Below are 15,727 nucleotides of genomic sequence, written 5' to 3' on the forward strand. Positions count from 1 at the left end.
TCTACGGCGGCGACGGCCGGCGGCACGAAACGCGGCCCCGGGCACGGCAGAGGGCCCGGCCGACCGGCCGGGCCCTCCTCACGACGGGCGTCAGGGTCGTGTCAGGAGCCGTAGACCGTGCGCGCGCCCTGGCGGTCGGTCTCGGTCATCGAGAGGTCGCTCGACGACCCGTTGCACTGCGGGTAGTGCATGATCGACGCCGCGTCGTAACGGCGTCAGCGGGCGCCAGTCGTTGTCCTCGAAGCAGGTGTGCGCTGCACGAAGTCGCCTCACCTCCCTGCAAGACTCGGCGCATGACGGACACAGGGGGTACGCCGGTCCTCCGCGCGCCGGCCCATCAGGTCTCGCCGCGCGCGGTCGCGTTCTGGACGGTGTCCGCGCTCATCGGCGACGCCGTCCTGGTGCTGGGTGCGCTCCTCGCCTGGCTCCTCGTCCCCGGGATGCCCGGGTGGGTCGGCCTCCTCGTCCTCCTCGTCGCCGCGCTCGCGGTCGCGCACGTCGTGCTGATGCCACGGATCCGCTTCCGCGTGCACCGGTGGGAGGTCAGCGACACCGCGGTCCACACCCGCGAGGGGTGGATCGGCCGGCAGAGCCGGATCGCGCCGATCAGCCGGGTGCAGACCGTGGACTCGCGTCAAGGGGCCCTGATGCGGCTCTTCGGCCTGGCCTCGATCACGGTCACCACCGCGTCGGCGGCCGGTCCGCTGACCGTCAACTGCCTCGATGCCGACACCGCGCGCGAGGTGGTGGCCAGGCTCACCGCGATCACAGCCGCCACCGAGGACGACGCGACGTGATCCCCTCCCCGGGCGACGGCTGGATCCGGCTCAGCCCGCGCAAGCTCCTGCTCGACCCCTTCAAGGCGGTCGGCCAGGCGATCGTCCCGGTGGTGGTGGCGCTCATCGGCATCAGCCGGAGCGACATGCGGTTCTGGCCGTTCATCGTGCCGATCGCGATCCTCGGGCCGCTGGTCCTCGGCGCGATCCCGTGGCTCACCACCCACTACCGCCTCACCGACACCCAGATCCAGGTCCGCCGCGGCCTGCTCAACAAGTCGACCTCCACCGCACCGCTCGACCGGGTGCGCAGCGTCGACCTCGAGGCCTCGCTCCTGCACCGGATCCTGGGCCTGCAGAAGGTCGAGATCGGCACCGGTGTCGACGACGACCGGATCACGCTCGACGCCCTGGCTGCGGTCGACGCCCACGCCCTGCGTACGACGCTCCTGCGCCGCCGCGAGGTGGGCCAGGTCCCGACTCCACTCGATCCCCGGGAACCGGTCCCGACCCCGCTCGACCACCAGGGATCTCTGCTCGCGCAGATCGACTGGTCGTGGCTGCGCTTCGCGCCCTTCAGCCTCGCCCGGCTGGTCCTCCTCGCCGGCGCGGTCGGCGTGCTCTCCCAGTTCGGGGACGACCTGCCCATCTGGAACGAGGAGACGGCCACGTCGCTGTGGGAGTGGATCACCCAGTTCGCCCTGGCGGCCGTGGCCGTGGTGGTGGCCATCGGTGCGCTGGCCACCTGGGTCCTCGTCTCGGTCGCCGGCTACGTCGTGCAGTGGTGGAACTTCCGGCTCGTGCGCGAGCACGGCTCCCTCCACCTCACCACCGGACTGTTCACCACCCGCTCGATCACGGTCGAGGAGGCGAAGGTGCGGGGTGTCGAGATGACCGAGCCCGTGCTGATGCGCCTGGTCGGCGGTGCGGAGCTCTCGACACTGGCCACCGGCGTCGAGGACGGCGTCACCCAGGTGCTCCCGCCGTGCCCGCACGACGTGGCGATCAGCGTCGGCGCGGCCGTGCTGGAGCACACCGGACCGCTCACCGACCCCCTCGTCGCGCACGGTCCGCTCGCGCGGCGCCGGGCCTGGCTGCGTCAGGTGCGAGCGTCCCTGGTGCTCATCAGCGGGGTCGCGGTGGCCGTGTGGTGGTTCGACGAGCCGTGGTGGTGGACGGCAGTGGTCGCCCTCGTGGTGCTCGCGGTGTCTGCGCTGGCCGGCGAGTCGTCCTACCGACACCTGGGCCACGCCCTGGCCGACCGCCACCTCGTCGCCGGAAGCGGCGTGCTGGCGCGGATCCGCACGGTGCTCGAGACCGACGGCATCATCGGCTGGGTCGTCACGCAGTCGTGGTGGCAGCGCCGCATCGGGCTGGCCGACCTGACCGCGACCACGGCCGCGGGCGCCGAGCGCGTGCTGGTGCGCGACGTACGCCTCGACGTCGCCGTCGCGCTCGCCGACCGCGCGACCCCCGGGCTGCTGACCGACTTCGTCGAGGCCTAGAACCAGGCCTCGCGCATCTCCAGCGTGGTGGTGTCGGCCGAGGCGAGCAGGTCGAGCATCGGCGCCACCTTGGGCAGCTCCCAGCGGAAGAAGTAGCGCGCCGCGGCCCGCTTGCCGTCGTAGAAGTCGCCGACCTGCTCCCCCACCGCGACGAGCTGCTCGAGCCACATCCACGCGATGACGACGTGCCCGGCGGCCTCGAGGTAGACGGTGGCGTTGGCCATGATCTTCTCGGGATCGCCCAGGGCGGCGAGAGCGAAGGTCACCTCGCCGAGCCGGTCCACCATGGCCTTCAGCGCGGCGGCGTGGGACGCGGCCTCGCCGCCGAGGTCGGTGGCACGCGCCACCGTCTCCTCGATCCGCCCGGACAGCGCGAGCAGCGAGGCCCCGCCGCCCCCGAGCACCTTGCGACCGAGGAGGTCCATCGCCTGGATGCCGTGGGTGCCCTCGTGGATCGGGTTCAAGCGCTGGTCGCGCCAGTGCGCCTCGACGTCGTAGTCGCGGGTGTAGCCCGAGCCACCGAGGACCTGGATCGCCAGGCTGTTGCTCTCCTGGCCCCACTGCGAGGGCCACGACTTCGCGATCGGCGTGAGCACGTCGAGGAGCTGCCCCGTCGCCAGGCGCTCCGCGTCGTCGACAGCGGTCGCCTGCTCGTCGAGCAGGCGCGAGCAGTAGAGGTTGAGCGCCAGAGCCCCCTCCACGTAGGACTTCTGCGCCAGCAGCATGCGGCGCACGTCGGCGTGCTGGATGATCGGCACCTGGGGCGCGGCCGGGTCGGGACTGGCGAGCGGGCGTCCCTGCGGCCGCCCGCGGGCGTAGTCGAGGGACTTGAGGTAGGCCGTGTAGGCCGTGGTCGTCGCCGACATCCCGACGCCGAGGCGGGCGGCATTCATCATGTGGAACATGTAGGAGAGGCCCTTGTGGGGCTCCCCGACGAGGTAGCCCACGGCACCCGCGGCGCCGCCCGGCGTGTAGGTGCCGCCGCCGAAGACGGGAGCGGTGTTGACCGTGCCGCGGCTGCCGAGCTTGTGGTTGATGCCGGCGAGCGCGACGTCGTTGCGCTCGCCGATCGTGCCGTCGTCCGCGACGAGCCACTTCGGCACGATGAACAGCGAGATGCCCCGCGACCCGGCGGGTGCGTCGGGCAGCTTGGCCAGCACCAGGTGGACGATGTTGTCGCCCATCTCGTGGTCGCCGCCGGAGATCCACATCTTGCTGCCGAAGATCCGGTGGGTGCCGTCGTCGGCCGGCACCGCGCGGGTGATCACGTCACCGAGGCTCGACCCGGCGTGCGGCTCCGAGAGCGTCATGGTGCCGAAGAAGCGGCCCTCCAGCATCGGCTGGACCCAGCGCTCGACCTGCTCGGGGGTGCCGTGGGCGAGCAGCAGACCGGCGTTGGCGACGGTCAGGAACGAGTACGCCGCGGTGCCGATGTTGGCCGCGGTGAACCACGCCATGCACGCCGACGCGACGACGTGCGGCAGCTGGAGCCCGCCGACCTCCTCGTCGAGGGTGAGCCCCATCAGGTCGGCCTTGGCGAACTTGTCGAGCGCTGCCTCGATCTCCGGGATCAGCCGCACCGACTCGCCGTCGAAGGCCGGCTCCTCGGTGTCGCTCTTGCGGTAGTGCGGCGCGAAGTGCTCGGTCGCGAGCCGTTCGCACAGCGCCAGCAGGGCGGCGTACGACTCCTTGTCGTGCTCGGCGAAGCGGGGCCGCCGGCTCAGCTGCTCGACGTCGAGCCACTCGAAGAGCAGGAACTCGAGGTCACGGGCGGAGAGGATCACAGACGTGGGGGTGGACACGCGCCGACGCTACCCGTCCGGACCTGCGGCAGGCACGACGAACGCCCCCTCCGCTCGGGACGGAAGGGGCGTTCGCCACTGCTGGTGAGGCTACGCGATCAGGAGCCGTAGAGGGTGGCTGCGCCCTGGCGGTCGGTCGCGGTCATGCTGAGGTTGCTCGACGTCCCGTTGCACTGCGGGTAGTGCATGATCGAGGAGGAGTCGTACGGCGTCAGCGGGCGCCAGTTGTTGTCCTCGAAGCAGGTGCCGGCCTCGGGGCGGGTGTGCTCGTGGCGGAAGCCCAGCGTGTGGCCGAGCTCGTGGCCGATGATGTTGGTCGGCGTCCACGAGCCCGAGCTCCAGATCGAGTCGTCGACCAGGACGTTGCGCGAGCGCTTGGGCGAGCTCGGGAAGAAGGCCCGGGCGATGTACTGCGAGGTCTGCACGGGCTCGACCGAGAACAGCACGCTGTTGTTGCGGGTGGTGCAGCTCGCGTCCTGTGCGGGCACGTGCACGAAGTTGATCCTGGAGGAGGCGGCCTCCCAGAGGCCGGCGCCGCTGGTCATCGCGTTGACGACGTCGGTGTAGCGCGAGCCGAACTTGGTGCTCACGCAGTAGGTGAGGTTGCCGACCTGCGAGGCCGACCACTTGTCGTCGACGCCGCCGACGGTGTTGACGACGAGGCCGTTCTCGATGGCCTTCTCCGACCCGCCGACCATGCGGTCGTAGTAGGCCCGGAGGTCTCCGGCGGTGGCGACGGGCTCGTCACCGTTGACGATGTACTGCTTGTCGGCGTCCTGGTAGGCCGAGGCGTGGAACTCCGAGAACGTCGGGATCTCCGCGTCCGTGGCGGCCAGGGCCGGCGAGGCGAGAGCCGCACCGAGAAGGGCCGAGGTTCCGAGGGCGAGTGCGCCGAGTCGACTGCGCTGCATGCTGTTGTCTCCTTGATACCGGGGGGATGGACACGCGCGGTCCCGGAGTCGAGCAGGCAGAGCTGCAGAAAAAGTGGAACGTGTCGCACGAAGCTCCCGAGACCAGTGCGCTTGCCGATGAACCTCCACCATGCGATGCCCATCTGTAAAGGGTTTCCTGCGCAAAGCCTTCACAGCCCGACGATCTGCGCTGCCCTTCCACTCCTTAGGGTGGAGGGGTGCGACTCGCCACCTGGAACGTCAACTCCCTCCGCTCCCGCATCGACCGCGTCGAGGCCTTCGTGCAGCGCCACGACATCGACGTGCTCGCCCTGCAGGAGACCAAGGCCCGCGAGGACCAGCTGCCGCTGATGGGCCTGCAGGCGCTGGGCTACGACATCGCGGTGGCGGGCCTGAACCAGTGGAACGGCGTCGCCATCCTCTCGCGCGTCGGCCTGGAGGACGTCGAGGTCGGTTTCGCCGACATGCCTCCGTACGGCGACCCTGCTGCCGCGGAGGCCCGCGCGATCGGCGCCACCTGCGGCGGGGTGCGGGTCTGGTCGCTCTACGTCCCCAACGGCCGCAAGCCCGAGGACCCGCACTACGTCTACAAGCTCGACTGGCTGGCCCGGCTCCGCGAGAGCGCGCGCGGGTGGCTCGACGTGCCGACGGCACTCGTCGGCGACTGGAACATCTGCCCCACCGACGACGACGTCTTCGACGTCTCGCAGTTCGCGAAGTCGACGCACGTCACCCCGCCCGAGCGCGCCGCCTTCCAGGGGTTCCTCGACGACGGCTGGATCGAGACGACGCGTGCGCACGCACCGGGCTACACCTACTGGGACTACTACCGCCAGCGCTTCGAGCGCGACCGGGGTCTCAAGATCGACTTCGTCCTCGGCTCGCCTGACCTCGCCTCGCAGGTGACCGGTGCCTTCATCGACCGCGACGAGCGCGACCCTGCGCAGGGCACCGGATCGCCCTCGGACCACGCACCGGTGGTCGTCGACCTCGACCTGTCCTAGCCGACGGGCACCGGGTCGGGAGCTGCCGCGGGAGTGGGTGTCTTGCGGATGGCGTACGACATCACGCCGGCGAGCGCGCACAGCCCCGCGGCTGCGTAGAAGGCCGGGTCGTAGCCGCCCGTGACGTCGCGGATGACACCGGCGCCGGTCGCGGCGACGGCGGCACCGACCTGGTGGCTGGCGAAGACCCAGCCGAAGACGATCGGCCCGGCGGCCGCGCCGAACCACTCACGGCACAGCGCCACCGTGGGCGGCACGGTCGCCACCCAGTCGAGGCCGTAGACGATGATGAAGACCCACATGCTGGGCGCGACGTGCGGCGACATGAGGGCCGGAAGCGTCATCAGTCCGACCCCGCGCAGCACGTAGTAGCCGACCAGCAGCAGGCGCGGATCCACCTTGTCGGTGAGCCAACCCGACGCGATCGTGCCGACCACGTCGAAGATGCCGACGACCGCGAGCAGCGAGGCCGCGGTCGTGGCCGGCATGCCGTGGTCGTGCGCTGCGGGCACGAAGTGGGTGGCGATGAGGCCGTTGGTCGTCATCCCGCAGATCGCGAAGCCGCCGGAGAGCAGCCAGAAGGTACGGCTGCGGGAGACGTCGCGCAGCACGCCCAACGCCCGGCCCGCGCTGGAGCCGACCTGCTGGTGGGGCGGCGGACCCGGATCGGCGTCGGTGGCACCGTAGGCACGCAGGCCCATGTCGGCGGGGTGGTTGCGGAGGAACAGCAGGACCAGGGGGATCACGGCGAGCGAGGCGCAGGTCGCGAGGAGCGCTGCCGTGCGCCATCCGTGGTTCGTCGCGAACCACGCGACGACCGGCAGGAAGATCAGCTGGCCGGTGGCGTTGCCGGCGGTGAGGATGCCGCTGACCAGGCCGCGGCGCGCGACGAACCAGCGGCTGGTGATGGTGGCGACGAACGCCATCGACATCGAGCCGGTGCCGAGGCCCACGAGCAGCCCCCAGCAGAGGATCAGCTGCCACGGCTCCGTCATGAAGACCGTGAGCCCGCTGCCGACCGACACCATGACGAGCGCGAAGGTGACGACGGGGCGCACGCCGAAGCGGTCCATCAGCGCGGCCGCGAACGGCGACATCAGGCCGAAGAGCATGAGGTTCAGCGAGACCGCGGAGCCGATCAGCCCGTGCGACCAGCCGAACTCGTCGTGCAACGGCTCGATCAGCACCCCCGGCACCGACCGGAAGGCGGCAGCGCCGACCAGGGTCACGAAGGCGACGGCCGCGACGACCCACGCCCAGTGCAGGCCGTCGGGTCGAGCGTCTGGTCCCGTGGAGACGGGGCGCGTCGTCGTCACGTGGACCAGTGTCGTCCACGCCACTGTCGGTGCGCGCGTCCATGCTGGATCCATGGACACCTTCCCCCTCCTCCTGGTCCTGGCCCTCGTCCTGGCGATCGGCCTCGGCCTCGGTGCGCTGATCGGCGTGCTGTGGTCGCGCAGCCGCCCTGCCGACGACCCGGCCATCGCCGCGCTCCAGCAGCGCGTGGCCGAGCACGCCGTCGTGCAGGACGGGCTCGAGCGGCTGCAGGACCAGCTGAGCGACTTCGCCCACGACCGCGTCGCGTGGCAGGCCCAGCTGCACCAGCAGGTGGCCGACATGCGGCACTCGACCGACGTCCTCCGGCAGGAGACGTCCACCCTGGCCACCGCACTGCGCAAGCCGCAGGTGCGCGGCCAGTGGGGCGAGCTGCACCTGCGTCGCACCGTCGAGCTCGCCGGGCTCGTCGACCACTGCGACTTCGCCGAGCAGGTGCGCATCGAGGACGGGCGGCTGCGCCCCGACCTGGTCGTGACGCTGGCCGGCGGACGCACCATCGCGGTCGACGCCAAGGCGCCGCTGGCGGCCTTCCTCGACCTGACCGGGTCCGACGACCCGGCCGAGCACGACCGCGCGCTGGTCCGCCTCGGCGAGCACATGCGCACGCACGTCGCCGACCTCGGCTCGAAGCGCTACTGGGAGGCGCTGGCGGGGACGCCCGAGTTCGTCGTGCTGTTCGTGCCCGGGGAGGCGATCCTGCAGGCCGCACTGCAGGCGGTGCCCGACCTGGTCGAGCAGGCCGCGGCCAGGAACGTCGTGCTCGCGACGCCCTCCACCCTGATCGCGCTGCTGCGCACCGTCGCCCAGGGGTGGCAGCACGAGCTCCTCAACGCCCAGGCCCACGAGGTGCAGCGGCTCGGCCAGGAGCTGCACGCCCGGCTCGGGTCGATGTCCGGCCACCTCGACAAGGTCGGGCGCTCGCTCAACGCCAGCGTGCAGGCCTACAACCAGGCGATGGGCTCGCTCGAGGGGCGGGTGCTCGTGTCAGCGCGCCGCTTCGCGGAGCTCGGCGTGACCTCCGACGAGCTGTCGGAGCCGCGCCAGGTGGAGACCGTCCCCCGCTCGCTGGCCGCTCCCGAGCTGGCCGTGCTCGACGACCTGCTCGCCCACGAGGCGCAGCGTCCCGCGGCGCGCCGCGTCGAGGGGGCCTGAGATCGGTCCTAGGTTGAGGGTCGTGACTCAGGCCGAGGCGTTCTGGGAGGCCGGGCGCGAGCCCGGCCGGCAGGTGGTGGCGCTCGGCGTCGCCCTCGCGCTCACCGCGGTCGCCATCGACGTGCTCCTCGTCGGCCGGCTCACCCTGTTCTTCGACCTGTGCTTCATGGTCCTGTGCCTGGGGCTCGCAGCGCTGGTCCGCCGGCGCGACTTCTACATGGTCGCGCTGCTCCCTCCGGTGCTGATGACCGCCGTCTTCGGGTTCGTCGCCCTCGTCGCCCGCGATGTCATCGCCGACCCGAGCGACAGCGTCCTGCAGGCCGTCGTGTCGGGCGTCGCCACCCACGGCATCGCGCTCTTCGTCGGCTACGCCCTGTGCCTGGGCTGGCTCGGCTGGCGGCTGCACCGCGAGGGCGAGGACGATATGGCCACCGAGCTCAGCCGTGAGCTGGGCCGGTCGACCGGCTGAGCGTCGCCCGTCGGGCTCAGGCCTCGAAGCGCTCCGGGTCGCCCGCCCCACGTCGTACGACGACGGGCTCGGCCTCCGACCAGTCGATCACCGTGGTCGGCTCGGCGGTGACCTCACCGGACTCCACGACGATGTCGACGACGTGGTCGAGGTCCTCCTTGATCTCCCAGCCCATCGTCCGCGCCTCGGTCTCGCCGGGCAGGATCAGGGTGCTGGTGAGGATCGGCTCGCCGAGCTCCTCGAGGAGGGCGCAGACCAGCGTGTGGTCGGGGATCCGCACCCCGACCGTCCGCTTCTTGGGGTGCATCAGCCGCTTCGGCACCTCGCCCGTGGCGGGGAGGATGAACGTGTAGGGCCCCGGCGTCGCGGACTTGATCGCGCGGAACGCCGCGTTGTCGACGTGGACGAACTGCCCGAGCTGGGAGAAGTCCTTGCACATCAGGGTGAAGTGGTGGCGGTCGTCGAGCTCGCGGATCCTCAGGATCCGGTCACGGCCCTCGCGGTTGCCGAGCTGGGCGCCGAGGGCGTAGCCGGAATCGGTCGGGTAGGCGATCAGCTGGTCGTCGCGCAGCGCCTCGACGACCTGGGTGACCAGCCGCGGCTGCGGGTTGTCGGGGTGGATGTCGAGGTAGCGGGCCATCGTCAGCCCTTGTCCCGGGCGGCCCGGATGTCGCGGCGCAGCTCGGGCGGCAGCGCGAAGATCAGCGACTCCTCGGCCGAGTGGACGGCCCGGGCATCGGGGTAGCCGCGCTCGGACAAGAAGGCGAGCACGCCCTCCACGAGGTCCTCCGGCACCGACGCACCCGAGGTCACCGAGACCGTGTCGACACCGTCGAGCCACGCCTCGTCGATCTCGGTGTGGTCGTCGACGAGGTAGGACGCCTTGGCGCCGGCCTCGAGCGCGACCTCGACCAAGCGGACCGAGTTGGAGGAGTTGCGGGAGCCGACCACGATCACCAGGTCGGCGTCCGGCGAGATCTCCTTGACCGCGAGCTGGCGGTTCTGGGTGGCGTAGCAGATGTCGTCGCTCGGCGGGTCGAGCAGCAGCGGGAACCTCTCCCGGATCGCGGCGACGGTCTCGAGCGTCTCGTCGACGCTCAACGTGGTCTGCGAGAGCCACGCCACCCTGGCGGGATCGCGTACGACGATGCCGGCGACGTCGGCCGGGCTCTGGACGAGCTGGATGTGCTCGGGCGCCTCGCCGGCGGTGCCCTCGACCTCCTCGTGGCCCTCGTGGCCGATGAGGAGGATGTCGTAGTCGTCGCTCGCGAAGCGCCGGGCCTCGTGGTGGACCTTGGTCACCAGCGGGCAGGTCGCGTCGATGGTCTTGAGGCTGCGGTCGGCCGCCTGGGCGTGCACGGCCGGGGAGACGCCGTGGGCGGAGAAGACGACCGTCTGACCCTCCGGCACCTCGTCGAGCTCCTCGACGAAGATCGCGCCGCGCGACTCGAGGTTGGCCACCACGTGCTTGTTGTGCACGATCTGCTTGCGGACGTAGACCGGCGAGCCGTAGAGGTCGAGTGCCTTCTCCACGGTGATCACGGCCCGGTCGACGCCGGCGCAGTAGCCTCGCGGGGCGGCCAGCAGCACGTTCTTGGCGGTCTCGGGGTCGAGCACCGGAGGCAGGCCGAGGTCGGTCGTCATGGGGACGAGTCTACGGGCCGCACCACCGGCGTCGGTCCCCTCGCCTATCCTCGCCGCGTGCCCTCACTCCGCGACGCCACGGCCGAGTCCCCGGCCCCGGTGCGCGCGGTGGCCAACGCGGTCACGCAGTGGATCGACAAGCTCGGCAGCGTGTGGGTCGAGGGGCAGATCGCGCAGGTCAACCGCCGCCCCGGGGTCAACACCGTCTTCATGACCCTGCGCGACACCGTCGCCGACATCTCGGTCACCCTCACCTGCGCCCGATCGCTCTTCGACTCGATGAACCCGCCGCTCGTCGAGGGAGCCAGCGTGGTCGTGCACGCGCGGGCCAGCTTCTACGCCAACCGCGGCTCGTTCTCGCTGGCCGCGCGCGAGATCAAGATGGTCGGTCTCGGCGAGCTGCTCGCCCGCCTCGAGCGCCGCCGCCAGCTCCTCGCCGCCGAGGGGCTCTTCGCGCCGGAGCTCAAGCGCGACCTGCCCTTCCTGCCGGGCCGGGTCGGGCTGGTGACCGCTCCCAACAGTGCCGCCGAGCGTGACGTCCTCGACAACGCGCGCCGCCGCTGGCCGGCCGTGCAGTTCGAGGTGGCCTATGCCGCGATGCAGGGTCAGCGCTGTGCGTCCGAGGTGATCGAGGCGCTGCAGAGGCTCGAGCGCAACCCGGACGTCGACGTCATCGTCGTGGCGCGTGGCGGCGGGTCGATCGAGGACCTGCTGCCGTTCTCCGACGAGGCGATGATCCGGGCGGTCCACGCGCTGCGCACACCCGTGGTCTCGGCCATCGGCCACGAGCCCGACCAGCCGCTGCTCGACCTCGTCGCCGACGTACGCGCCTCCACTCCCACCGACGCCGCCAAGCTGGTCGTCCCCGACATGGCCGAGGAGGCCCAGGGCGTCACCTGGGCGCGTGACCGGCTGCGCCAGGTGATCACCCAGCGGATCGCCCGTGAGCAGGAGTGGCTCGCGCAGGTGCGTTCGCGCCCGGCGATGGCCGACCCGCGCAACCTGCTGGCCGTCCGGTCCGAGGAGGTCGACGAGCTGGTGGCGCGCGCCCGTCGTACGCTCTCGCACCGCCTCGACCGCGCCGCCGACGACATCGGCCACCAGCGCGCGCGGGCCCAGGCGCTCTCCCCGCTGGCCACGCTGCAGCGCGGCTACGCCGTGCTCCAGGACGCCGACGGCCACGTCGTCACGTCCGTCGCGCAGTCCGCAGCAGGTGCCACCGTGTCCGTGCGGGTGGCCGACGGCCGCATCCACGCCACGACCGACCGCGTCGAGCCGGACGCCCTCACGACCGACCACCCGCAGGAGGACCCCGATGAGTGACGCAGCCGCTGACCAGCCCAGCACTGACCGGCCCAGCTACGAAGAGGCCCGCGAGGAGCTCATCGAGGTGGTGCGCACCCTCGAGGCCGGCGGCACGACGCTCGAGGAGTCGCTCGCCCTGTGGGAGCGCGGCGAGGCGCTGGCCAAGGTGTGCCAGCAGTGGCTCGACGGGGCACGCAAGCGGCTCGACGAGGCGATGGGCGACCCCTCTAACGAGTGAGCAGCCCGAGGTAGGCCTCGATGTCCTCGACCGGCGCCGAGCCGTAGACCAGCACCGCCTCGTCGCCGAGCTCGGTGGCGTACCCGTGGTCGCCGCCGTCGTCGGAGTAGGTCTGCCAGGTGTCGGTGACCTCCGACGGCACGGTCGCGTCCTCGCCGGCCTCGGCCTTCTCGTCGACGTACCGCTCCGCGAGGTCGTCCGCCGAGGAGTCCTCCTGACGGATGCCGATGAAGTCGCCGTCCTCGGTCAGGACGCCCAGGCCCCACCGCGGGTCGTCGCTGCCGAAGTAGGGGTCGACGCTGGTCGCGGTCCACCCGGCGGGCAGCTCGCGCGGGTGCACCACCTGCAGGCCCACCTGCTCGGCGAGCTCGACACTCTCCTGCCAGTCGACGGCCACCGGGGTGTTGTCGACGTCGGTGCGGAAGAGACCGCGCCACGCGACGAAGGCCAGCACGAAGAGCACCGTCACGATCAGCGCGCCGATCATGCCGCTGAAGGAGCGGGTGTACCGGCTCGGTCGTTCTTGCCCACTCACAGGATCCATCCTCCCAGCCCCTCGGTAGTCCGCATCAACCGGCTTGCTCCGGCGAGTCAGCTGACACGGACCATCGGGGGTGCGGGACGAGACAATGAAACGCAGGTGCGGACGCTGAGGGACATGGCGACCGCAGGTGCGGCATACTGCGACCGTGATCACCTACCGAATCGCGGAAGCAGCGGAGATCCTCGCCGTCAGCGACGACACCGTACGCCGCTGGGTGGACTCCGGCCGGATCCCGTCGCAGCGCACCGAGGGGCGCACGACCGTCACCGGACCGGACCTCGCCACGCTCGCCGAGCACCTCGCCGAGTCCGGCGAGGTCGCCGAGCGCGACAGGACCCGCGCCAGCACGGTGAGCGCCCGCAACCGGATGAGCGGCATCGTCACGCGGGTCAAGCGCGACACCGTGATGGCCCAGGTCGAGATGATCTGCGGCCCCTACCGCGTGGTGTCGCTGATGAGCAGCGACGCCGCCGACGAGCTCGGCCTCGAGCCGGGCGTACGCGCGATCGCCAGCGTGAAGTCCACCAACGTGATCGTCGAGGTCCCGTCGTGAGGAGGCTCGTGGTCCCCGGCCTCCTCCTGCTGCTGCCCCTCACGGGCTGCAGCGGTGACGACGACCAGCAGACCCTGACCGTGCTCGCAGCAGCCAGCCTCACCGAGACGTTCACCGAGCTGGCCGACACGTTCGAGGACGAGCACCCGGGCGTCGAGGTGGAGCTCGTGTTCGGCTCGTCGACCACGCTCGCCGAGCAGGCCGTCGACGGAGCGCCCGGCGACGTCCTGGCGACCGCCGACGAGACGTCCATGACGGTGGCCGAGAAGGGCGACGCACTGGGCGACAGCCCCAGCAGCTTCGTCAGCAACCGGCTCACGCTCATCACCCCGACCGACAACCCCGCCGGCATCGACGACCTGGACGACCTGGACGACCCGGCCGTCGACTACGTCGTGTGCGCCGACACCGCCCCGTGCGGAGCCGTCGCCGTCGCCGTGCTGGAGGAAGCGGGTATCACCGGACCCCCGGCCAGCGAGGAGGTCGACGTCAAGGCCGTGCTCGCCCGGGTCGTCCAGGGCGAGGCCGACGCGGGTCTCGTCTACCGCACGGACGCCGTCGCAGCCGGGATCGACGTGAACGAGGTCCCGACGGCTGGTGCCGACGCGTTCGCGACCAACTACTTCGTCGCCCCGCTCGTCGGCGACCGCGCCGGCCTGGCCGCCGAGTTCGTCACCCTGGTCCTGAGCAGCCCGGCCCGGCAGGTCTTCGAGCAGGCCGGCTTCGGCGGGACCGTGCCCGAGTGACCGGTCCCCGCCTCGGTCGTGCTCCCGCGGTCCTCCTCGTCCCGGCGACGATCGGCATCGCCCTCCTCGTGGTGCCGCTCGCGACCCTGGTGCTCGACACCCCGTGGCGCACCCTGCCCGAGCACCTCGGATCGGAGGTCGTGCGGGAGGCGCTGGCGATCACTGCCCTGAGCAGCCTGCTGACGGTCATCGGCTGTGTCGTGCTCGGCACTCCCTTGGCCTGGCTGTTGGCCCGGGTCGACTTCCGTGGCCGTCGGGTCGTGCGCGCGCTCGTGCTGGTGCCGCTGGTCCTTCCCCCGGTCGTGGCCGGCGTCGCCCTGGTCACCGCGCTGGGCCGCAGCGGTCTGATCGGGCAGCACCTTCCCTTCTCGATCCCCTACACGATGTCGGGCGTCGTGCTGGCCCACACGTTCGTCTCGCTCCCCTTCTACGTCCTGGCCGTCGAGGGTGCGCTGCGCACGCACGGCGGGTCGTACGACGTCGTGGCCGCGACGCTGGGCGCCGACCGGTGGACCACCTTCCGTCGCGTCACCCTGCCGCTCGCCCTGCCCGGCGTGCTCGCCGGGAGCGCGCTGGCGTGGGCGCGCAGCCTCGGTGAGTTCGGCGCGACGATCACGTTCGCGGGCAACTACCCCGGCACCACCCAGACGATGCCGAGCCTGATCTACGTGGCCCTCAACTCCGACCCGACCGTCGCCCGGACCCTGAGCCTGATCCTGCTGGTCCTCTCCGTCGGCGTCCTGGTGCTGCTGCGCGAGCGATGGGCGGTCGGACGATGATGCGGGTCGAGGTGGACATCCCCGGCCGGGTGAGCGCAGACCTCGAGGCAGCGGCCGGCGAGGTCGTGGTCGTGATCGGGCCCAACGGTGCCGGCAAGTCCACCCTCCTGCGCGCGATCGCCGGACTCGAGCCGGGTCGGGTGCGGGTCGGCGACGACGACTGGACCGACCTCGAGGTGCCGCGGCGCCGGGTCGGCTACGTCTTCCAGGACCAGAGCCTCTTCCCGCACCTCAGCGCCCTCGACAACGTCGCCTTCGGGCCGCGGGCCAGGGGTCGCCACCGACGGGAGGCGGAGGACCTGGCCCTCGGCTGGCTCCGGCGCTTCGGCATCGCCGAGCTCGCACACCGCAAGCCGCGCGAGCTCTCCGGCGGGCAGGCCCAGCGGGTGGCGATCGCCCGTGCACTGGCCACCGACCCGGACGTCCTGCTGCTCGACGAGCCGTTCACCGGCCTCGACGTGTCGGTGCAGGTGGCACTGCGCATCGAGCTCGGCCAGCACCTGCGCGACTTCCCCGGCATCGCGCTGCTGGTCACCCACGACGCGATCGACGCGCTGACCCTGGCCGACCGGGTGCTGGTGCTGGACGAGGGACGCGTGGCGCAGGTCGGTCCGCCCGCCGAGGTGGCCGCCGAGCCCCGCACGCCCCACGTCGCCCGGCTCGTCGGGCTCAACCTGGTCGCCGACGGCGAGGACCTGATCGCCTTCACCCCGGACGCGGTCACGGTCTCGCTGGCCGAGCCCGAGGGGTCGAGCCGCCTGCGCTGGCACGGCCCGATCGCGACGCTGGCGCCGCACGGTGACGCCGTACGCCTGCTGGTGCACGCCTCGCCCGACCTGCTCGCCGACCTCACCCCCGCAGCCGCGACGGAGCTGGCGCTGGTGCCGGGCCGCGAGGTCTGGCTGTCGGCCAAGGCGACGGCCGTGAGCCGCTACGGAGCCGCTGCCACCGGCCGATAACC

17 protein-coding genes are annotated in these 15,727 nt (G+C 71.8%); 11 read left to right on the top strand and 6 right to left on the bottom strand.

Going from position 1 to position 15,727, the window contains the following annotated elements; translation table 11 throughout:
* Positions 1–293: 293 nt before the first annotated feature.
* Together BM127_RS01370 and BM127_RS01375 are read left to right on the top strand one after the other, a co-directional pair.
* Positions 294–797 carry a PH domain-containing protein gene (locus BM127_RS01370; RefSeq protein ID WP_091193313.1) on the top strand — a complete coding sequence of 168 codons (504 nt, stop codon included), beginning with the start codon at positions 294–296 and terminating at the stop codon, positions 795–797.
* On the top strand, positions 794–2,281 hold the full coding sequence (locus BM127_RS01375) for a PH domain-containing protein (protein ID WP_091193316.1): 1,488 nt from the start codon (positions 794–796) through the stop codon (positions 2,279–2,281). The genes BM127_RS01370 and BM127_RS01375 overlap by 4 nt, the downstream gene beginning before the upstream one ends.
* Here BM127_RS01375 and BM127_RS01380 read toward each other — a convergent pair.
* The gene (locus tag BM127_RS01380; protein WP_091193318.1) at positions 2,278–4,083 is read right to left on the bottom strand and encodes an acyl-CoA dehydrogenase; all 1,806 of its coding nucleotides are present in this window, start codon (positions 4,081–4,083) and stop codon (positions 2,278–2,280) included. The genes BM127_RS01375 and BM127_RS01380 overlap by 4 nt on opposite strands.
* A gap of 98 nt (positions 4,084–4,181) precedes the next feature.
* Positions 4,182–4,994, bottom strand: a complete 813-nt coding sequence (locus BM127_RS01385) for a M57 family metalloprotease (RefSeq protein WP_091193321.1) — start codon at positions 4,992–4,994, stop codon at positions 4,182–4,184.
* Positions 4,995–5,212: 218 nt separating this feature from the next.
* Between BM127_RS01385 and BM127_RS01390 the strand changes: the two genes are divergently transcribed.
* Entirely contained in the window at positions 5,213–5,998 is a 786-nt protein-coding gene (locus BM127_RS01390) for an exodeoxyribonuclease III (RefSeq protein ID WP_091193323.1), read from the top strand.
* Here BM127_RS01390 and BM127_RS01395 read toward each other — a convergent pair.
* Positions 5,995–7,314, bottom strand: a complete 1,320-nt coding sequence (locus BM127_RS01395) for an MFS transporter (protein ID WP_231263132.1) — start codon at positions 7,312–7,314, stop codon at positions 5,995–5,997. The genes BM127_RS01390 and BM127_RS01395 overlap by 4 nt on opposite strands.
* A 52-nt stretch (positions 7,315–7,366) precedes the next feature.
* Between BM127_RS01395 and BM127_RS01400 the strand changes: the two genes are divergently transcribed.
* Both BM127_RS01400 and BM127_RS01405 read left to right on the top strand, forming a co-directional pair.
* Complete coding sequence (locus BM127_RS01400; RefSeq protein WP_091193328.1) at positions 7,367–8,488, top strand: DNA recombination protein RmuC; 1,122 nt, start codon at positions 7,367–7,369, stop codon at positions 8,486–8,488.
* A 22-nt stretch (positions 8,489–8,510) separates the two neighbouring features.
* Entirely contained in the window at positions 8,511–8,957 is a 447-nt protein-coding gene (locus BM127_RS01405; RefSeq protein WP_091193330.1) for a DUF6542 domain-containing protein, read from the top strand.
* 16 nt (positions 8,958–8,973) lie between these two features.
* Here BM127_RS01405 and BM127_RS01410 read toward each other — a convergent pair whose 3' ends face one another.
* Both BM127_RS01410 and BM127_RS01415 read right to left on the bottom strand, forming a co-directional pair.
* On the bottom strand, positions 8,974–9,597 hold the full coding sequence (locus BM127_RS01410) for an L-threonylcarbamoyladenylate synthase (protein ID WP_091193333.1): 624 nt from the start codon (positions 9,595–9,597) through the stop codon (positions 8,974–8,976).
* Between the two features lie 2 nt (positions 9,598–9,599).
* A complete protein-coding gene (locus BM127_RS01415; RefSeq protein ID WP_091193335.1) occupies positions 9,600–10,601 on the bottom strand; it encodes a 4-hydroxy-3-methylbut-2-enyl diphosphate reductase in 1,002 nt (333 codons plus the stop codon).
* Positions 10,602–10,658: 57 nt separating this feature from the next.
* On the opposite strand from BM127_RS01415, the gene xseA reads away from it, so the two are divergent.
* Positions 10,659–11,924 (top strand): exodeoxyribonuclease VII large subunit, encoded by a 1,266-nt coding sequence (gene xseA, locus BM127_RS01420; protein ID WP_091193337.1) that lies wholly within the window; start codon positions 10,659–10,661, stop codon positions 11,922–11,924.
* Complete coding sequence (locus BM127_RS01425) at positions 11,917–12,144, top strand: exodeoxyribonuclease VII small subunit (protein WP_091193340.1); 228 nt, start codon at positions 11,917–11,919, stop codon at positions 12,142–12,144. Before xseA ends, BM127_RS01425 begins: the two co-directional genes overlap by 8 nt.
* Here BM127_RS01425 and BM127_RS01430 read toward each other — a convergent pair.
* Positions 12,134–12,679 (bottom strand): DUF4245 domain-containing protein, encoded by a 546-nt coding sequence (locus tag BM127_RS01430; protein ID WP_157829644.1) that lies wholly within the window; start codon positions 12,677–12,679, stop codon positions 12,134–12,136. The genes BM127_RS01425 and BM127_RS01430 overlap by 11 nt on opposite strands.
* A 154-nt stretch (positions 12,680–12,833) precedes the next feature.
* Between BM127_RS01430 and BM127_RS01435 the strand changes: the two genes are divergently transcribed.
* Genes BM127_RS01435 through BM127_RS01450 form a run of 4 tightly spaced genes read left to right on the top strand, consistent with a single transcriptional unit; the run spans position 12,834 to position 15,725 of the window.
* A complete protein-coding gene (locus tag BM127_RS01435; protein ID WP_091193345.1) occupies positions 12,834–13,241 on the top strand; it encodes a TOBE domain-containing protein in 408 nt (135 codons plus the stop codon).
* A complete protein-coding gene (gene modA / locus BM127_RS01440) occupies positions 13,238–13,987 on the top strand; it encodes a molybdate ABC transporter substrate-binding protein (RefSeq protein ID WP_091193348.1) in 750 nt (249 codons plus the stop codon). Before BM127_RS01435 ends, modA begins: the two co-directional genes overlap by 4 nt.
* Positions 13,984–14,766, top strand: a complete 783-nt coding sequence (modB, locus tag BM127_RS01445) for a molybdate ABC transporter permease subunit (RefSeq protein WP_091193350.1) — start codon at positions 13,984–13,986, stop codon at positions 14,764–14,766. The genes modA and modB overlap by 4 nt, the downstream gene beginning before the upstream one ends.
* Positions 14,763–15,725, top strand: coding sequence for a sulfate/molybdate ABC transporter ATP-binding protein (locus tag BM127_RS01450; protein WP_198554465.1), 963 nt, complete (start codon positions 14,763–14,765; stop codon positions 15,723–15,725). Before modB ends, BM127_RS01450 begins: the two co-directional genes overlap by 4 nt.
* Positions 15,726–15,727: the final 2 nt, after the last annotated feature.

It is taken from the genome of Nocardioides alpinus (genome assembly GCF_900112035.1).
Lineage (GTDB): Bacteria > Actinomycetota > Actinomycetes > Propionibacteriales > Nocardioidaceae > Nocardioides > Nocardioides alpinus.